This is a genomic window from Gemmata obscuriglobus, assembly GCF_008065095.1.
GTDB classification, from domain to species: domain Bacteria; phylum Planctomycetota; class Planctomycetia; order Gemmatales; family Gemmataceae; genus Gemmata; species Gemmata obscuriglobus.
On sequence record NZ_CP042911.1, the window covers coordinates 3,055,012 to 3,074,740 of the forward strand.

The window sequence follows — 19,729 nt, forward strand, 5'->3', positions numbered from 1 at the left end:
TGTAAAATGCCCAAAGTATCGCATCAGCCAGCTGCGACCGATAGCTGAGGACCAGCCCCATGAAATTGTCTCGGTCGAAGGTGCTGCTGACCCTGATGGTTCTCGGCACGACAGGCTTTGGGGTCGGTGGAGTGTACTGGCTGCTGGCCAAACCTCGCCACGAGAAGGCTACCGAGCAAACGTTCCGCGATACTGAACGTGACGGATCAGCTACACCTGTCACGCCCAATTCCGAGTCTCCTTCTGCCGGCACGCCGAAGGCGGCCAGTACCGAGAGAAGACTGTTCCCGTTCCGCCGGGTAGTGGCCATCGTCATCGGGATTAACAATTACCCGCACCTCACGGGCACAGCTAACTTGGCGTGTGCCGAATCCGACGCTCGATCGGTTGGTGACCTGCTCGACCGCCATTACGGCTACCAGATCGTCCCACTCCTCGGGGCACAGGCTACCAAAGCGGCCATTGAGACAGCCATCCAGAAAAATGGCCGAGAGCTGGGCGAACGCGATGCACTGGTCGTTTACTTCGCCGGACATGGTCAGGTGATTGAGTTGGCGGGACATGGTGAGGCGGGGTACCTCATCCCGGCAGACGCTCGCCTCGATCTGAAAGACGCTAGAGATGCGTCTCGCTGGGCGGAGCAGGCGATTGACATGCAGCAGTTGACCGCCCAAATGGAAGAGGCGACCGCCCAGCACACGGTCTTCATTGCTGACGCCTGTTGCAGCGGGTACATGACAGCACGCGGTTCTCTAGAGCGCTGGGACCTGAAGAACTTCTTGACTGGCAAATCACGCACGGTGATTACCGCGACCAACCGCCGTCAACTCGCGCGGGAGGACGCAACCGGTAAGCACGGGTATTTCACCGCCGCTCTACTCAACGAGTTAAGCAAGACCGACGCGGCCAGCGTGCTCGACATCTACTACCCGCTATCGCGGGTCGTCCCCGAGAAAGTTAACGGCAACATGCAGCCGCAGTTTGCGCAGTTCGGCGAGGGAACCGGCATGTTCGTTTTCATCCCGATGTCGATTCCGAAGGAAGAAATCGAAAGCGATCTGAACGCCGAGAACGCTACCTTACTCGCCAACCGTAACGCGGGCGTCGCCGGGGTAATTAATCGCGCCGCCAACCAGGCCAAGCAGAAAACCACCTACGCGGAGTTCCTCGCCGCCCTCGCCGCAACCGAATACCGTTTTGCCGTGAACGCGGAAGAGCAGCGCCAGGGCTGGGAACAAAAGTTCGCCCGCTACCATCGGAACGCACTGATGGGTGATGTGTGGGCGATGGCGGCATTGTGCTGCTGTTACGAGAAGGGTCTCGGAGTCGAGAAGGACTTGGCTCAAGTTGTCTATTGGGCACGGCAAGCAAATCGGGTGCGGCAGTCACCGGGCGTGGGAAGCTATCTGATAGGGTACTGCTACAACAAAGGGTACATTACGCCGAATTCGGAAGCCCGTTCCAAAGAGCAAGCAAAGCGTCTTTTCGCAGAGAGTGCGATGAAAGGGTTCGGGCCGGCCCAGTTGGCGCACGCCGGAAATCTTTACGGCGACGGTACGCAGCTCTCCCGGGATCAGCGGCAAGCAGTATACGATCTACTTGAAAAAGCGGTCGCCGAGGGTGTACTCCTTGCGAACGTTGAGCTTGGGCTTTGCTTGCTCGAGGACAACCTCCGGTCGGCGGACGCCAAACTGGAGGCCCGCGCCATCCAGCTGCTGGAGTCGGCTGCGAGCAAAGGGTTCTCCCGAGCTCACTTTTTTTTGTCTCAACTCTACAGTGGCCAGTCTGTGCGTGGCAAAGCTCTTCTCACTGCGAGAGATTTCAAGAAGGCGAGATCCCACCTCTTACAGGCATGTGAAGCGGGCCACGCGACGGCTCTCCTTGGACTTGGTACGCTTTATTTTACCGGTGATGCCAATTGGGGCATAGCCAAAGATCTCCCTCGCGCATTCGAATTTTTCGAGCAGGCGGGGGAGCTCGGCGAAGCGACTGCTCTATGCCTATCTGCTCTAATGCTGGCCGATGGGTCGGGTGGCATTAAAGACCCAGAGAAAGCGAAAGCAAGACTCGAGCAAGCTGTCAAATACGGGGCTCCGGAATCGGATTTCATGCTGGGCAAATGGTACCAAACCGGCAAAGTGTACCAACGGAGTGATGAGCAAGCCCTCGCTGCCTTTCGCCGTGGGGCCGACAAAGGCCACGCTGGGAGCTGTTTTCACGCCGGCCTGATGTACCTCAAGGGTGAAGGGTTCAAGGCCAAATGGCAGAGTGAAGGAGGCTTCCATACTGAATGGCATATGGGCCTCCATTATTTTGTTGAGTCGTCGCGAAGCGGCCAACCAGATGCGGCCCGCCAAACAACCATAAATAAATGGATGCTAGATTTCACCCGCTATCTCGAAGGCGGTGCATTTAGCAAAGAAATCGACCAAGCACTTAATACCAACCCATCGAGCGTGGACGCTTTCGGCCCTAAATCTCCCCCCGGTGGGAACAAGCAAGGCTCACGCGGTCAGCGTCAGGAAATAGTGATTCACAGCGGAATTTCATTTTCGTCACTTCGTGGCAATTTGATCGTCGAGGCCACACAGGTTGCAAAGCAGTGGAGGACCGAGAATCCCGACAGCTTTAAGTACTTCTGCAGCAAGTGGGGAGTCGATCCGGACTCATTGGAAGTGAAGGAAAAAGCTGCCCCCAAACAAAAGACGCCATAGCCGCAGTGTGTGGCAGAGAAGTGGCAGAGTTCGTGGCAGAGAACCCGTAGCAAACCCGGCAAAACGCGGTAAACTATAGAGAAGTGCCGTCCGCCGGACTGGTACCTGTCACACTCGAAAGTGCCTAGTTTTCAAGCGTTTCAACCGAGCTGGCGAACCTGAGACGTTGCGGCTGTTAACCGCTAGGTTCTTGGTTCGAATCCAAGTCGGGGAGCTGACAGAAGTCCTTTCGCCGAAGCTACTTAGCTTACCTCCCGGCGTTCGGGAGCGCGGTCTCTGGATGCCGAGTTTTGCGGGAACTCCCGCAATACAAGAGGTGTCAGAATGCCGCGTCCGAAGAATCCCATCCCCACGCCCCGCTGCCACAAAAACCGGGCCGTCATCGATTTCTATGATGGCGGCAAACGTCGCACCGTCACCCTCGGCCCTTGGGGTTCGCCCGAGGCCGAACGGGAATTCGCGCGAATCCTCGCCGAAGTTGCGGCCACACCGGATCGGTCCGTCGGATCCAACCCGACGGTCAACGAGGTGCTCCTCGCGTTCCTCCGCTGGGCCGACGGGTACTACCGCACCCCGGACGGAAAGCCCACCCACGAGGTCGTCGAGTTGCGGCTCTCGGCACGCCCGGTGCGCGAGCTGTACGGGCACACCCCGGCCCGCGAGTTCGGCCCCAAGGCCCTGACCGCGGTCCGACAGCAGATGATCGACGCGGGGCTCAGCCGCACCCTCATCAACCGCCGCGCCGACCGCATCAAGCGCGTGTTCAAGTGGGCCTCGTCGGAAGAACTCGTGCCGGTGGCGGTGTACCAGGCGCTTCGCACCGTCACCGGGTTGCGGCGCGGGCGGACCGAGGCCCGCGAGAGCAAGCCCGTCGGACCCGTGGACGGCGCCACCGTCGATGCCACATTGCCTCGACTCGACGCCCACCTGCGCGCCATGATCGAGCTCCAGCGGTTCACGGGCATGCGCCCCGGCGAGGCGTGCGGGTTCCGACTCGCACAGGTGGACCGCACCGGGGAGGTGTGGTTCTACCGGCCCGAGCGGCACAAGACCGCGCACCACGGGCGTGGGCGGGTGATCCCGATCGGCCCGAAGGCCCGCGCCGCTCTGCTCGCATTCCTGCTCCGCGACGGTCCGCCGCCCGCCGGGTTCGTACCGCCCGCCCCGGGCGACGACACCGCGCGGCTGGTGCTCGTGGACGCGTACCAGGAAGCGGGCCGGGAGCGTGACGCGGCTCTGCTCCGCGATCTCGCGCGGCCCATCGTGTTCATCGCCGGGTGTGTCGTGGACCCGGGCGCTCCGCTGTTCAGCCCCGCCGTGGCCCGCGAGGAGCGGTTCAAGGCCGCGCGGAAGAACCGTAAGAGCAAGGTGCCCCCGTCACAGCAGAATCGACGCAAGGGCGCCCCCGAGCGCGTACCGGGAGCCGAGTTCACGGTGACCGCGTACGGGCACGCGATCCGCAAGGCGGCCGCCAAGGCCGGCGTGGCCCGCTGGCACCCGAACCAGCTGCGGCACACGTTCGGGACCGAGGTGCGGCGCGTGTACGGGTTGGAGGCGGCCCAGGTGCTGCTCGGGCACTCGCGGGCCGACGTGACCCAGGTGTACGCCGAACGCAACGAGTCCCTGGCCGCGGAAATTGCCGCGAAAATCGGTTGAACGGCGGCCCGACCGCGCCCCGCCGACGTCCGGCGGGGTGTTTTCGTTTCCGTCCGCCCGCGCGGCGGTTCGCATCACTTCGAAGCAACGGGGTCCAGCGCCCGAAGGCAAGCGGTCGGTGAACCGTCGCCGGGTTCGACAGAGATGGGGCGCACGCCACTCACGCACGTTTCTGCTTCCGGATTCTCGCGGATCAGCCCTTCTGCACCGAGCTTCCGCTTCGACGGCGAGGTGCTCCGGCATCTCCGGCATCTCCGGCCCCCCCGTTCCCCGCGCCCGAACCGTCTCACCCCGATCACCCTTCGACGCGAATACAGCTTACCGCTCGTATGTGCCGGTCCCGAAACAGCGGCACGTTAGGCAGACCTGACGGGTGTGCCGGACACCTCCCGCACACCGGTTGCGCGTCAAAACCGTCCCACTCGACGTCACCGGCAGCTTTTGGTGGGCAAGTTCTCGTTGCACGTATGCACACCGCTGGCGGCACGCACTTTGGTGCGATAAACAGTACGTACGCGGTTCAAGACGTGCCGCGGCTCAACTGGATGCGACCACCATGACGGTGTCTCAGCAGTCCGATGGCATCACGTACCACATCGTGTCGGCCGGCCTCACGATCGAGCGGTCCGTCGCCGCGGTCGTCTCCGCCCTGGTCCGCGCGACCAGCCACCTGTCCCCCCTGTCCCTCGGGACCGCCCCCGCGGACCCGGGTGCGGACCAGCGGCGCCGCGAGTGGTCCGACGAACTCGAGACGCACTTCGCCGCGATGCGCCGCCGCGCCCGCCAGCTGTGCCCGCCGCCCATGCTGCCCCAGTTCGAGGACGACCTCACCGAGATCGAGGCCACGGTCCGCGGCGCGATCACCGGGCGGGTCGTGCTGTTCTGGGACCTGGACCAGCACGTCGAACAGGTGAAGGGGTTCGGGCGCCGCTGGGTGCCGTACATCGATCCGCCCCCGCCCCGCCTGCGGTGCGACGAGACCGACCGCTCGGTGCGGCTCGACGGGCGGGTGCTCGCCACCGAGCTGAAGCGCGAGGAGTTCGCGTTCGTGCAGATGCTGGCCGCGCGGTACCCCGACCCGGTGCCGTGGCGGACCGTGACCAACGCGGCGCCCGGGTGCCGCGGCAAGAACCAGACCCGTGTGCTGAACGCGCTGCCGGCGGCGGTACGGAACCTCATCGAGAGCGACGCCACCGGGTACGCGCTGCGGCTCCCGCCGAAGTTGTCCACGGGTGTCCAGACGGCGTAGACACCGCGTGACACGGAAATGGGCGAAGATCCTTGCGTCCGGCAACACCCGACGCGAGGACCGACATGCTCGGCGACGAAGTGCTCATCTCCCTGGCCCAGGCCGCCGCCAAGTTCCCCGGGCACCGCGGGGCCGCGCGGCTGCACCCGGCCACCCTGACCCGCTGGATCCTCAACGGGGTCCGCGCCCGCGACGGCCGCCGGGTGAAGCTCGAGGCGGTCCGCGCCGGGACCCGCTGGCTCACCTCCGAGCCCGCGCTCCGGCGGTTCTCGGACGCGCTCGGCGGGTCCGACGGTTCGCATGCGACCGCCCCCGCCCCGTGCGGCCCCCGCTCCCCGACCGCCCGGCAGAAGGCCAGCGCCCGCGCCGCCGACGAGCTGCGCGCGATCGGCGCGTGAACCGCTCCCCCGCGCGGCGGGGCGGTCCCGCCGCACACCATTTCCCGGCACCACCAAAAAGCACACCGGGCCGCGGGGAGAGCTGGCGAGCGTCCCGCGACCCGGTGCGACAAACACTTCATGAAAACGGTACCCGACAGCGCCCGTTCCCGCAATCCCGGTTTGCTGCCGCAGCACCGGGCCGACCTGCACGCGTCCGGGCTCACCGACGGGCAGATCGCGGCGTGCGGGTTCTACTCCGAGAGCGACCCGGAGGTCGTCGCCGGGCTGCTCCGCGGTCACTTCACGCCGGCGCGGGCGGCGAAGCTCGGCCCGTGCCTGGCATTCCCGTACCACGCCCCCGAGGGCACCCCGACCGGGTACGTGCGGCTCAAACCCGACCGCCCGCGGACCCGCACGGGGGGCGACAAGGTCGTCAAGTACGAGGCCCCGGCCGGGGCCCCGAACCGCGCGTACCTGCCGCCGGGCACCCGCTCCGCGCTGGCCGATCCGACCGTCCCGCTGGTGCTCACCGAGGGCGAGAAGAAGGCGGCCGCCGCGGACCAGCACGGGTTCCCGTGCGTCGGGCTGAGCGGGGTGTGGGCGTGGCAGGTGAAGCGCCCGAAGGACCCGCACGGCCGCGGCACCGGGCCGCGGCAGCTGATCCCGGACCTGGCCCGGGTCGTCTGGGCCGGCCGCCCGGTGGTGCTGGCGTTCGACTCCGACGTCGCCTCCAACCCCCAGGTGCGGTGGGCCGAGTGGCACCTGGCCGAGGCGCTCCGGACCGCCGGGGCCGTGGTCCGCGTGCTGCGGTTCCCGGGCGGCCCGGCGGGCGAGAAGGTGGCGCTGGACGACGTCCTGGTCGGCCGCGGCGCGGGCGCGCTCCGCGACCTGATCCGCGGGGCCGGCCCGCCGGAGCCGCCGGCCCCCGACGGCGGCGGGCCGGAGATCGTGCTCGGGACCGACGAGCACCGGGTGAACGACGAGGCGGTGCGCGCGCTCGCGGCCGAGCCGGACCTGTACCAGCGGGGCGGGATGCTGGTCCAGGTGGTGAGCACCGAAGCGGATGCCGCCGCGGGCGCCGCGGTGCGGCGGCCGCCCGGGGCGCGGGTCGTGCGCGAGGTCCCGCTGCCCCTGCTCCGCGAGCGCCTGACCCGGTGCGCCCGGTGGGTGAGGTACGTGGGGAAGGAGGACGAGGATTACAAGCCGGTCCACCCGCCGATGTGGTCGGTGAACGCGGTCCACGCCCGCGGCGCGTGGCCCGGGGTCCGGCACCTCGAGGCCGTCGTGAACCACCCCGTGGTGCTGGGCAACGGCGCCCTGCTCGCGGCCAACGGGTACAACGCGCCCTCGAAGCTGCTGGTGTGCCTCCCGCCCGACCTGCACCTGAACGTGTCCGACCGGCCAACACAGCGCGACGCGGTAAACGCGGTCGCGACCCTCGAAGATGTGCTGCGGGACTTCCCGTTTGCGAATCCGGCGCACCGGGCCGCGTGGCTGGGCGGGCTGCTCACCCCGCTCGCGTGGTTCGGGTTCGACGGCCCGGCCCCGATGCTCCTGATCGACGGCAACACCCGGGGCGTGGGCAAGGGGCTGCTCGCCGACCTGATCGCGCTGATCCTGACCGGGCGCCGGTTCGCGGTCATGTCCTACTCCGCGGACAAGGAGGAGCTGCGGAAGAAGATCACGAGCCTGGCGATGGAGGGCGAGCGCCTGGTGCTGCTCGACAACTTGGCCGGCGCGGTGGGGAACGACGTGCTCGACATGGCGCTCACCGGGGACCGGTGGCGGGACCGGGTGCTGGGCGGGAACAAGGTGTACGACGGCCCGCTGCACGTCACCTGGGTGGCGACCGGGAACAACGTGCAACTCGCGGCCGACACGGCACGCCGGTGCTCGCACTGCCGACTCGAGACCCGCGACGAGCGACCGGAACTGCGGACCGACGTGACGTACACCGACCTGCGCGGGCACGTGCGCGTGAACCGCGGTGCGCTACTCTCCGCGGCGCTCACGATCCTGCGGGCGTGGTACAGCGCCGGGCGCCCGCGGCACGGGCTGGCACCGTGGGGCAGCTTCGAGGGCTGGTCCGCGGTGGTGCGCGAGGCGGTGGTATTCGCCGGGCTGCCCGACCCCGGCGAGGCCCGGCTCGCGCTCCAGACCAGCGCCGACCGGGACGCGGTCGCGATGGAGGCGCTGCTCGCGTGCTTGGAACAGATGGACCCGAACCGGCGCGGGGTCACCACGGCCGAGGTGATCGGGCGAATCCGGGACACGACGGGACCGGCCCCGGACTGGGTGCCCGAGCTGCGGGCCGCGGTCGAGGAGCTATGCGGGAAGCTCGACGGGCGGGCCCTGGGGGGCCGGTTCCGGCACTTCCAGCGGCGCAACTTCGGCGGCCGGATGCTGTGCAAGGGCGGCTCCGACCGGACCAACTCGAACCGCTGGGAGGTGGTCCCGGCGAGCGGTGCGGAGGTCCGCCCCGGCCCGGTGCCGGAGGCCCCGGTGCCCGCTGGAGGTGCCGGAGAAGACGGGCCCGATCCCGCCCGCCCGCAGCCGTCGCGCGCGGGACCGCGGTACCGGAGCGACGACCGCCCGCACGACCGGAGGGACGTCGCGTGACCACCGCCACCGAACTGCTGGCACGGGTGCGCGGGTACGGACCCGCGGCCGAAGGCGCGGAGCTGGTCTTTGCCACCGACCCGCCGCCCGAGCTGGACGTCCTGTTGCGGGTGCTGCACACCGGCATCCGCGCGGTCCTCACCGGGCGGCGCTGGTGGGGCTCCACGGACGGCAAGCCGCGCGTGGTCGAGCTGAATCCGTCGGTCCCGATCCCCGCCGACGTCGCGCTGCTCGCGGTCGAAGGGGACGGAGTCTGGGACCGGGTCCGCCCGGATGCCCGGATCGACTTCCCGGAGCTGTTCGCCGCCCCTGAAACGGCCCGCCCGGCCAGAACAGTGGCACGAACCGGATGAACCCGGCGTGGGACCGGTGTCGGACGTGTTGAGCGACTCACAGCGCGCAACCGATTCGTCATCAATGGGTTGCCGCAATGCGGGGCGGCGTAGCGGGTGTTAACCGGCCAATTGATTTCGGAAAACCGGAGCGTGCGATGGGCGGTTCGGGGAGCGGCGCGCGGTGGTCCAAGAAGGCCACGGTTGAGGGGCACTACGCGCTGGACACGGCGGACCTGAAACGGTGGAACCGGCTGGTCCCGGGCACCACCAACCGGGTCGGCTCGTACCAGTGGGGCCGGCCCGGCGGAGGGAAACCGGCCTCGTCGGTCACGTACGCGCTCACCGTGGGTGCGACCGCCGGAACGCTCCGGCTCTTGTACCGGATCGCGTCGGCAAACGCCGACCTCGACTACCCGGTCCCGCTGGTCACCACCCGGTGCCACCTGGGCGGGGTGCGGTGGTGGTTCGGGTGCCCGCTCACGAAGGGCGGTGTCGCGTGCGGCCGGCGGGCGCGCAAACTGTACCTGTGCGGCCGGTACTTCGGGTGCCGGCGCTGCCACGAGCTGACCTACACCAGTACCCAGCAGAGCGACGCCCGGGTGTACGCCCTGGCCCGCGCCGGCCCGAGCGGGATGTCCCTTATCGAGGGCGCGTCGGTGCAACAACTCGGCCTCGCCCTGAAGGCCCTCACTCTGATCAAAAAGCGGCTCAACCGCCGCACCCGGTAGCCTGCTCCCGACCCGATGAGGAAGACCGACATGACGACGCTCGCGAAGCTCGACGCGAACCGCCGCAACGCGCAACGTTCGACCGGACCGCGGACCGCCGAGGGCAAGGCGGCGGCGGCCCGGAACGCGACCACGCACGGCATCTTCGCCGCGGTGCCGGTGCTGCCCGGCGAGCGCGCCGACGCCTGGGACGTGCACCGCGCCGGGGTGGTCGCGTCGCTCGCACCGGTCGGGCTGCTGGAAATAAACCTGGCCGAGCGCGCCGCCCTGCTGCTGTGGCGGCTCCAGCGGCTCGCGCGGTACGAGGCCGAGACGGTGGCCGGGACGCTGGAGGACGCCGGTGTGCCCCCTCTTCCGTCCGACGATCCGTTCCCGGTGACGCGCGACCACCCCACGCGTGACGGCCAACTGCGCGACCTGCGGCGCGAGTTGCGCGAGGCCAAACAGGAACTCGCCGAGGTGGCCCCGGCCCTCACATTCTGGACCGACGGTGGTGGGGCCGAGGTGGGCTCATTCGCCGTCGCGGAGACCATCCTCGACGCGGCGTACGGGCGGGCGGTGGCCGCCGAGGGACTGAAGAGCGACCCGCCCGAATTCGGGGGCAAAGCGTTCCTGCGCAAGCTCGGGCTCGGTGGCACGGCCCCCGCACCGGTTGCGTGGACGCGAGAACTCATCGGTCGAGGCCTGATGCTGTACGCGGAATTCGCGCACGAACCGACCGAGCGGTTCGGTGCGGCGGTGCGGGAGGACGTCGAGATTTGGGCCGAGGAATTGGAACGGAAGGTCCGCCGGCTGGAATCGGAGTGCGTGGCCGTGGCGCGGCTCCTGGACACTCGGGTCGAGCGCAAGCGGGTGGCGAAGTTGCTGCCCGGCGACGGGCGCGACGAGCGGATCGCGAAGTACGAGCGGCACCTGCACGGCTTGCTCACGTCAACGCTCCACGAACTCGAGCGGCTCCAGGCCCGGCGCGGCGGCCAGTCGGTGCCGCCGCCCGTCGTCGCGGACCTGAACGTGTCGGTCGAAGGGCCGGGGTGATACGGTGGGTTCGTTTTGGCCGGGCACCACGAACCGGGCCGACGCGCCGATCCAAGAGCGGTGCAGAAGCCGTGCTGCCGCACGTACCCTGCACCTCCTGCATCTCCGTCACAGCGGGCGCCGGAATTGAAGGAGGTGCAGGATCCGTTTCGGCTCGATCCGAACGGCTCACGCGCGAGCGCGACGACGGGTGCGGAGGCAGGGGCCAACAGCGACGCTTAAACGGGTAGAGTGGCGAGGACAGTTTTGGACGCCCTGTTGTCGCGAAGCGGTCCGAAATCGCGCCCACGCGCACCGATGTACTGAGGCCGCTCGCGACCCACGCTACGGCCCGATAGCCGTGCTTCAATCGCCCGCTGAGGTGCTGCTTGCATTTCACCTCACCGGTCAGCAGCTCAGGGGCCGCGGTTCCGTTTTATCAGCCTCGGGGAGCGGCACGTTGCCTGGGACCCGGTGCGAACGCTCGTCGTCGGAATGGGCTACGAACTCCCGAACCACGTACCCCAGGCGCCACTCGCTCGGGATCAGGACGTGATCCCGGTATTCCTATCTGGCACCGGGTCCGCCCCAGGCAATGTCTGTTTGAGTTGCCGGGCAAGTGCCGGTCGTTAGCGCGCGACCTGCTCCAACCAGAACCCCTCCAGCTCGACGGCGGCGTCCGGATGATCGAACCAAACCGCGCCGAACGCGCGCAGCCCCGCCGCCAGTTCGCGCCGGAACGGCTCGTCATTCGCGACGCGCACCGCCGTCTCGACGAACTGCATGGCGGAGCGTGTGACGAGCGGGTTCAGCCCCGCGCGTCCGAGCACCGCGCCAGCCCACCGGCCGCGCTGGAACGGCCCGGGCCAGGTTACCAGAGGCGTTTCGCAGGCGACCGCGTCGGCCACGGTGTTCGCCCCGGACCCGTAGTGTGGGGTGTCCAGCACGACGTCGGCGTGACTGACCAGCCGCAGGTAACCGCCGCGCTCCTGGCGGGCGATCGCGCCGACCCGCTCCGCGTTCGGGCCGAGCGCACGCCGCAGCCGTGCCATCAGCGCCTGCGTGATCGCCGGTTGCTCGTCCCCCACCAGTACCAGGCGCCCGCGGCGGTCCGCGGCGAGGAGCGCGGCGACCGTCGCGTCGAAGTCCGGGTGCCACTTGCGCAGGTTCTGGACGCACAGGTACACCGGCACGTCCGGCCCCACCCCGAACGTCCGGCGGCGCGCGGCCGGGGCCGGCGGCGCGGGCGGGGCCGGCGGGCGCTCGTAGCACGTCGGCAGCGAACCGAGTCGGCACAGGCGCTCGGTGTAGTGCGATTCCCCGCCTGACGGTTCGAGGTCCGCGCCAGACACGTACCAGTCGACCCGCGGGTTCCCGCTCGTGACCGGCCAGCCCCAGGTCGCGCACTGCACCCGGGACGGGCGAAAGTACGGCAGGAAGTAGTTGGTTGCGTCGGTTCCGATCTCCCAGTAGTGCAGCACGTCAAATCGGGCGCCCCGGATTCGCTCTGCGGCCTCGTGAACGTGCGCCGGAAGGACCAGGTACTCGCCGGGGAAGGAGGGCCGCAGGTGCCGCAGCACGTTCGCTCCGGACCGGCTGCACACGAGCGCCACCGCGACGCGCTCGCGGGCGGCGATCCGCTCCACCAGACGCCCCAGGCACCGGTCGTACACACCCTCGTGGCCGTGGGTCACCACCACCCCGACCCGCGGGATACCTTCTTTCGGTGAAAGCGGCTCGAGCGGCGTAATCTGCGGCGCGTACAATGCGGCGAACGCTTCGAGCGCCGGGCGCGGGTCCGCACTGTGGTACGCCAGCCCCATCGGGGGCTCCGCGCCGGACTGGTGGACGCGACCGGGATCGAGGCGCGGCGGGTCCGCGGCCGCCCGTCTGAGCGCGTCCCGGAGCCGCACGTGGGCGGCGGCGAGCGCGGCCGCGGAATCGGGCACCGGCGGCAGCAGGGCCTCGCGCCGCATCCGGGTCAGGGCCGGAGATGCCGCACGCGGTTCGCACGCTTCCATGAGCCGGGCCGCTTCGGCCGTGCGGCCCTGGGCCAGAACCGCCCCGGCGAGCGCGGCCTCCAGGTCCGCGTCCCCCGGCCGCCGCTCCAGCGCCTCGCGGTAGCACCGCTCCGCCTCCGACCAGCGGTGCAACTCGCCCAGTGCGGCCCCCAGGTTCACCCGGGCGTCGGTCAGGTCCGGGTCCGCGGCCAGCGCGGCCCGGTAGTCCCGCTCGGCCGGGACCACCCGGCCCTCCTCCCGGAGCAGGTTGCCCCGGTTGTACAGCGCCCGCGCGAACGACGGCTGGAGCGCGACGGCCCGATCGTAGGCGGCCAGCGCCTCGCTCACCCGCCCCAGATCGCCGAGCACGTTGCCCAGCCCGAAGTGCGCCTCGGCCCACTGCGGCGCCAGCTCCGCCGCGGCGCGGAACTCTGGCTCCGCCGATACCGGGTCGTTGAGCCGCCGGCACAACTCGGCCAGGTTGTAGCGGTGGGCCGCGACGTCCGGGCGTAACGCCGCCGCCGCTCGCCAGTGCGGTAACGCCGCGCCGCGGTCCCCGGACTGGAGCCGCGCCAGCCCCAGCAGCGAATGGGCGTCCGCGTGCCCCGGGTCGACCGCCAGGGCTTGGCCCGCGAGCCGTTCGGCCTCCGGGTGGTCCCCGGCCGCCCAGGCGGCGGTGGCGGCGCGGAAGTGGTCGGCGGCGGTGGTCATGGAGCTTCGGCCGGAAGGTTGATACATTGCCCGGTGCCCATCATCCTATGCCCGCTCCCGTGAGGCGACCGTGACCGAGCCGACCGCCGATGCCCCGAGCCGGATCGAGTGCCGCGTGGACGACGGGTTCGCCGGCTGGCTGGCGGGGGCGAACGGGAGCCTCGCGGTGACCACGTACCAGGCGGGCAAGGTGGTGCTCGTCGGCTGGGACGGGCGCCGGGTGACGGTGCTGGCCCGCGACTTCCCCAAGCCGATGGGGCTGGCGGTCGACGGCCCGCGGCTGCTCCTGGCGACCCGGCACGAGGTGGTCCTCCTGGCCGACGCCCCGGCCCTGGCCGCGGACTTCAAGCCGGACGAGCCCGGGCGGTACGACGCGCTGTACCTGCCGCGCACCCGGTACTGCACCGGCGACCTGAACGTGCACGACGTGGCGGTCGGGGCGGACGGCCCGTGGGTCACCGCCACTCGGTTCTCGTGCCTGGCCCGGCTGAGCCACGCGTTCAGCTTCGTGCCGGCGTGGCGCCCGCCGTTCGTGTCGGACACGGTGCCCGAGGACCGGTGCCACCTGAACGGCCTGGCGCTGGTGGACGGGCGGCCGCGGTACGTGACCTGCCTGGGCACCACCGACGCCGCCGGGGCGTGGCGCGGGAAGAAGGCGGACGGCGGGGTGCTGGTGGACGTGGCCGACGGCAGCGTGCGGCTCCGCGGGCTGTCGATGCCGCACTCGCCGCGGTGGCACAACGGCGCGCTGTGGCTGCTCGACTCGGGCCGGGGCGCGCTGCTGCGTGCGGACCCGGAGCGGGGCACGCGCGAGGCGGTGTGCGGGCTGTCCGGATACCTGCGCGGGCTGTCGCTGGTGGGGCCGTACGCGCTGGTCGGCCTGTGCCAGATCCGCGAGAAGCACATCTTCGGCGGGCTCCCGGTGCAGCAGACGCACCCGGCGCTGCTGTGCGGGGTCGCGGTGGTGGACACGCGGACCGGAGCGCGGGTCGGGTTGCTCGAGTTCACGGCCGGGTGCACCGAGGTGTTCGAGGTCGCGTGGCTGCCCGGGGTGCGGCGGCCGATGCTCCTGAACCCCGCTCACCCGGCTCAGACCGACGCGTTCACCGCCCCGGCCTTCAGCTACTGGCTCCGACCCGCGAACGCGCTGCCGGAGCCACCGGCAGTGCCTTGAGGCGGGTGCACGGGGTGGGAGGTCCGTGGCACCTCGCATCAGTCGAGGCCTGCGGGATTACTTTCAGGCCCGCTCGCGGACCCGTGGGACAAGAGCGCCTCGAGGTTGCGCCGCGCCTCCGCGTTGTTCGGGTCCACGACGAGTACTCCACGGAGCGCCGCCTCGAGCGCCGCGGGCGCCGCGCCGGCCGCCACCCGCGCGTGGACGAGCGCCACCCGCGGCCCCCGTGCCCCCGGCTGCTCTGCGACGGCCGCTTCGAGCACCGCGGCCGCCCCCGCGTGGTCCCCCCGCGCCGTCTTCCACCGGGCCTCCAGCACGGCCCCTTCGGCCGCCCCGGCCGGACCCAGGCTCCGGAGCGCGGCCGCCTGGCGTGCCACCGCCGCGCCGTCCCCGGCCTTGATCGCGGTCTCACCCAGCCCCAGCAGAGCGGGGGCGAATTGCGGGTCCTGGGCCAGCGCCGCCCGCCACAGCTCCTCGGCCTCACCCGCGCGTCCGTGCTCCAACAGCAGCACCGCCAAATTGTGCCTCCCGTGGACCGTCCGCAGGCCGGTGTCCACGCTCGCGAAGTGCGGCCCCTCGGAACCGCCGATCAGCTCCCGGTACAGGTGCTCGGCGCCGCCGGGGTTGCCGGCCTCGCGCGCGTACCCGGCGGCAAGGAACAGGAGCTCGGCGTCGGCCGGGTAGTGCTCGCGCCCGCGGCGACACGCGGCGACGGCCCCGGCCCGGTCGCCGCTCGCGCGGCGGCACCGGGCCAGCAGGGCGAACGCCTTCCGAACGATCGAGTCCCGCGGGTGCGACGCGGCCAGGCTCCGCTCGAGCGCCCGCGCCGCGGCCACGACGTCGCCCCGCTCGTGGAGGACGCACCCCAGGTTAAAGAGGGTGAACGGGTCGCCCGGGCGCTCGGCCTCGTCCAGGCCCAGCAGTCGCAGGTCCCGGTCCAGCTTCCGGCGCCGCACCGCCGGGTCCACGTACCCGACGTGCCGCACCGTCACGTCCGCCCACCGCACGTCGGCGCCGGTGGCACGCAGGGCCGGCAGGATCTGCTCGTGCACCCGGTACGTCCACCGGTGCGCCGGGTGCCGCCGGAACAGCCGCACGTGGTCCACGGCGGTGCCCCCGCTCCCGAGGCCGTCGGGCACGCACAGGCACCGCAGCACGAACGCCGCGTTGCCGGCCGGCAGCTGCTGGAGTAGAGCGCGGAGCTTCTCCCGGCCCGCGCCGTCCAGCCGGTCGTCGGCGTCCATCCAGAACGCGTAGTCCCCGGTGGCCGCATCCAGGGCCGCGTTCCGCGCCGCCGCGAAGCTGTCGGCCCACGGGAAGGTTCCGATCACGCACCCGAACGACTTCGCCACCTCGACCGTCCGATCGGCGGACCCGGTGTCGATCACCACGGCCTCGTCGACCAGGTCCCGGACGCCCTCAAGGCACGCGCCCAGGTTGTGCGCCTCGTTCCGCACGATCATGGTCAGCGACACGCGAGGCCGCCCGGCCACTGCGGGGACCGCGGGCACCGCGGCCGGCGGCTCGGCACGGGGCGGGTTTGCCCCCGGGGACGGGACCGGGTTCCGGAACCGGACCGGCGTGCGCGCCCCCAGCACCCGGACGCGGTCCTCGACCGCGGCCGCCGTCCGGGCCCAGCTCCATCCCAGCGCCGCGCGGCGACCGGCCGCGCCCCGCGCCGCCCGCGCGGCGGCGTCCGAAACGGCCTCGCGCAGGACGGCCACCAGAGCGCCGGGGTCCGGTTCCAGCCACCACGGGAACCCGGCCGTAGGCCACCCCCCGACCTCCTCCCGCTCAAAGTACCGGACCCGGGCGGGCACGCGCCACCCGGCCGCCGGGGGCACGAACTCGTCGGTCGGCCCGCCCGCGGTGACCACGACCGGTAGCCCGCACGCCATCGCCTCCAGGACCGGGAGGCCGAACCCCTCGCCCCGGTACGGGTGCGTCAGGACGTCGCACGCGGCGAACAGTCGCGGCACGTCGACGTCCGCAAGCTCCCCGGTCAGGTATAGTACCTCAGGGCCGCCGGGAGTCGCCTGGGCCGCCCGGACCAGCGCCTCGGCGGTCTGCCCCCGGTAGAAAGTGCCGGCGCCCATCTCCTTCACCACCAGGCACACGTCGTCGGCGGCGGTGAACGCCCTCTGGTACGCCGCGAGCAGCGCGTCGAACCCCTTGCGCGGGATGGTGCCGCCCACGAACAGCAGTTTCACCCGTTTGGCCGTGCGTAGCGAGAGCGGGGCGAGCCCGGGCCGGAATCGCTCCGGGTCCACGCCCGGCGGGACCAGCGCGACCCGCTCCTCGGGCACCCCGGACGCGACAAACGCCCGGAGCACCGCCCGTGAGTACGCCCACACCTCGTCCACGCCCTCGACGATGGGTCGGACCCAGGCCCGGGGAAGCCGGCCGAACTCCCACGGCTGCATCAGCACCAGCGGCTCGCTGCCGACCGGTGCGGAGAAGTCCGGCGGCCACCGGTGCCGCACGTGTACCGCCCGGTTCGGAGCCCGCTGTGCGAGAGCCGCCAGCTCCGGCGGGAGCGGCACCGCGGTGCCCCCGAGCGGGCGCGCGAGCCCGACCGCGTGCCCCCGCGCCACCAGTTCGGCGCACACGGCCCGGTTCACACGGGCCAGCGAGTGAACCGCGTCCAGCTCCCCGTCCCAGGCGACGGCCACCCGCCCGCTGTCCGTTCCGGCGGTCGCCCCAACCCCCTCGCCCTTGATCAGGAACGCCACCCGGGTCCCCGTGACCCCGTAGACCGGTTCCGGGAACCCGCCCGCCCACGCGGCCCACTCGCCGTCGAATAATTCCGGCGGGTCGGGCCAGATCAGACACCCGCCGGGCCGCAGTGCGTTGTACGCGCCAACCGCGTGCGACCGGCCGGGCGTTGGGGTGCTCCCGGTCCCCACGATCGCGAGATCGAGCGGGGCCAAGTTCCCGACTTCGAAGTGATCATTGGTGGCACCGACGAACCGCATCCCCTGGGCGGTGCCGATGCGGTTCCGTGCGCGGGCGACCGGACCGAGCGGGTCGCCGGCCGGTGCCCCCAGCACGTAGACGGCCGCGTCGGGCGGAGCGATCGCGGTCACGTCGGCGCTCAGGCGCCCGGCCGCGGTTCCAATCGCCAGCACTCGGCGCGGAGCGAAGTGGGCGACCAGCGCGAGCACGACGCGCACGTCTGCTGGCGGAACGAGGGCACCCGGCGGTTCGGCCACCTCGACGCTACCGAAACGGGCCGTAAACGTGTCCGCGGTGAGGCGCACGAACGGGCTTCGCCCCCCCTCTAACGGCGCGGGCGCCGGGGGCGGGTGCAACTGTTCGGCCGCGGGTCGGGACGTTTCGAGCGGCACCAGGGGCTCCCCCGTGAGCCCGGTCGCGTTCGCCAGGAGCGCCTGCCCGTGGCGAACGCACGCGGCTTCGGCGGTGCGGCCGAGTACCGCCAGCGCCTCGACCAGGTGCGTCGCGCTGGCGGCGTCGAACGGATCGGCCTCGACCGCAACCCGGAGCCGTTCGACCGCATCGGCGGCCCGCCCGGTCCTTAGTAGTGCAAGCCCCAGAGCTGCCTGCAGGTGCGGCTGTTCCGGGCAGCATGCGGCTGCGGCCTCGTGATCCGACACACCGCTGGTCAGCTCGGCGATCAGTTCGAGCGCCCGACCGCGTAACAGCCGCGCCTTCTCCTGTCGCTCAGCCTCCGCGTCGTCCGGGTGGTCGTACCCGGCCCGGTTCCACCCGACACGGACCCAGTCGAACGGTCCCGAGTACGGAACGCAGTCGGCCTCTGCCACAGTCAACGCGGGACGCGCCTTCAGTTCGTCGACCGCCGCCCGGGCCACATTCACGGCCTCCTCGGCGCGCCCGAGGGCGACCAGCGCGAGCGCGCGGCCGACGGCCGAAACGCGGTTGCCGGTACCCGCCGCGACCGCCAGGTGCAGTTCCGCGCCGGCATCCGGCCGCGCCAATACCCCGAGGGCGTGGTGGTCGGCTGCGGCCGTCAGGTCCGCCTCCAGTACCGGATCGCTGTCCGGTCCGTCGGACGCCGCCTGTTGCCATACGCGGCCGGACAGTGACAGCTGCGTCGCACTCCGGAACCGTCGGGCGGCTCGGTCACGCACCTCGTCCCACCCTGCCGCACCGGCGGCGACCGCGGCCTCCACCAGTGCGTCGAACGCGAGCGGCCGTACCCGGTCCCGGGCGGCAGCGGCGATCGTCCGCCGCCCCCCTTCATCGGTCAACAGCCTCCCGACCACCGCCTCGAGATCCGCTTCCGTATACGTCACGCACTCGGTCTCGGGTTCGAGTGAACTCCGGGCGTGGTCGCCCCTGGCTCGCTGAAGCACCACCGCACCGGCCGCCGCAGCCTCCAGCGCCCGCGGGTCGTACGAGCCCAGAACTTCACTCACAACCACGAGCTTGCTGCGCCGCAGTCGCGCTCGGTACTCGGCTCCGGGTTCTGCGGCGGTGACCTGCACCCGGACCCGCTCGCCTAAGGTGGCCAGTCGCCCGAAGTCCGGAGGCCATGCATCTCGGGCGGCTGATTCCCGACGTCCGACGATGAGAACGTCGATGTCCCGCTCGGCCTCCGGGGCCTCAATTTCCGCCCGGAAGTGCCGATCAAGGCCGAACAGGTTGGCGGCCCGTACGGGGCCGATTCCGGCCCGCCGCAACCGGTCCGCCGAATGTGCGTCTGTAAGCACCAGATCGGCCAGGGGCAGCAGGTGCCGTAACCCGCTCCAGAACAAGCGCGTGTCTCGGGCCAGGACGACCACCGGGACCGGCGCGGCCCACACCCACGCGGGCACGCTCGCACGTTCGGGCCACACAAGCACCGCCTCAGGGAGCTGACCGGCACGCGCTTCGACCTCGTTCCAATTTGCGGCGCGAGCAGAAAAAACGGCCCACGCGCCGCTGCCGACCGGCGTGTGTAGGTACCGATCGAAAAAGATGGGGTCGTCACTCGGGCCGAACAGGAACCGGGCCATTCTCGCCTCGGACTGTGAGTCTACTCTCCGCACCCCACTCGAACGAGTGGGTCATAGTGGCAAAAGTATGGCGCCGACGACGCGGGCACCTCCCGCATTCACCACCCGCGCTCGGTGGCCGTTGCAAATAACGACTTGCGCCGGCGGCATGGGCCGAAAGTTCACTCGGGGCG

General features: G+C 70.8%; 11 protein-coding genes. 9 read left to right on the forward strand and 2 right to left on the reverse strand.

What is annotated here, in order from left to right; genetic code table 11:
- Positions 1–59: 59 nt before the first annotated feature.
- The 8 genes from GobsT_RS12770 (at position 60) to GobsT_RS12805 (ending at position 10,716) form a co-directional block, all read left to right on the forward strand.
- Entirely contained in the window at positions 60–2,714 is a 2,655-nt protein-coding gene (locus GobsT_RS12770) for a caspase family protein (protein ID WP_010036478.1), read from the forward strand.
- A 324-nt stretch (positions 2,715–3,038) separates the two neighbouring features.
- Positions 3,039–4,370, forward strand: a complete 1,332-nt coding sequence (locus tag GobsT_RS39565; protein ID WP_010036480.1) for a tyrosine-type recombinase/integrase — start codon at positions 3,039–3,041, stop codon at positions 4,368–4,370.
- A 556-nt stretch (positions 4,371–4,926) separates the two neighbouring features.
- Entirely contained in the window at positions 4,927–5,619 is a 693-nt protein-coding gene (locus GobsT_RS12780; RefSeq protein ID WP_010036482.1) for a hypothetical protein, read from the forward strand.
- Between the two features lie 65 nt (positions 5,620–5,684).
- Entirely contained in the window at positions 5,685–6,017 is a 333-nt protein-coding gene (locus tag GobsT_RS12785) for a DUF1580 domain-containing protein (protein WP_010036484.1), read from the forward strand.
- Between the two features lie 120 nt (positions 6,018–6,137).
- Positions 6,138–8,618, forward strand: a complete 2,481-nt coding sequence (locus GobsT_RS12790; protein ID WP_010036486.1) for a DUF3854 domain-containing protein — start codon at positions 6,138–6,140, stop codon at positions 8,616–8,618.
- Positions 8,615–8,971: a hypothetical protein gene (locus GobsT_RS12795; protein WP_010036487.1), complete on the forward strand. Its 357-nt coding sequence runs from the start codon at positions 8,615–8,617 to the stop codon at positions 8,969–8,971. The genes GobsT_RS12790 and GobsT_RS12795 overlap by 4 nt, the downstream gene beginning before the upstream one ends.
- A gap of 137 nt (positions 8,972–9,108) precedes the next feature.
- The gene (locus GobsT_RS12800; protein WP_010036488.1) at positions 9,109–9,681 is read left to right on the forward strand and encodes a hypothetical protein; all 573 of its coding nucleotides are present in this window, start codon (positions 9,109–9,111) and stop codon (positions 9,679–9,681) included.
- A gap of 30 nt (positions 9,682–9,711) precedes the next feature.
- The gene (locus GobsT_RS12805) at positions 9,712–10,716 is read left to right on the forward strand and encodes a condensation domain-containing protein (RefSeq protein WP_010036489.1); all 1,005 of its coding nucleotides are present in this window, start codon (positions 9,712–9,714) and stop codon (positions 10,714–10,716) included.
- Between the two features lie 608 nt (positions 10,717–11,324).
- Here the strand turns inward: GobsT_RS12805 and GobsT_RS12810 are convergent.
- Positions 11,325–13,406, reverse strand: coding sequence for a tetratricopeptide repeat protein (locus GobsT_RS12810; protein WP_010036493.1), 2,082 nt, complete (start codon positions 13,404–13,406; stop codon positions 11,325–11,327).
- A 70-nt stretch (positions 13,407–13,476) separates the two neighbouring features.
- Here GobsT_RS12810 and GobsT_RS12815 point away from each other — a divergent pair, with 70 nt between their 5' ends.
- Positions 13,477–14,580, forward strand: a complete 1,104-nt coding sequence (locus GobsT_RS12815) for a TIGR03032 family protein (protein WP_010036495.1) — start codon at positions 13,477–13,479, stop codon at positions 14,578–14,580.
- Positions 14,581–14,618: 38 nt separating this feature from the next.
- Here the strand turns inward: GobsT_RS12815 and GobsT_RS12820 are convergent, their stop codons facing one another.
- On the reverse strand, positions 14,619–19,556 hold the full coding sequence (locus tag GobsT_RS12820) for a glycosyltransferase (protein WP_010036497.1): 4,938 nt from the start codon (positions 19,554–19,556) through the stop codon (positions 14,619–14,621).
- Positions 19,557–19,729 lie beyond the last annotated feature (173 nt).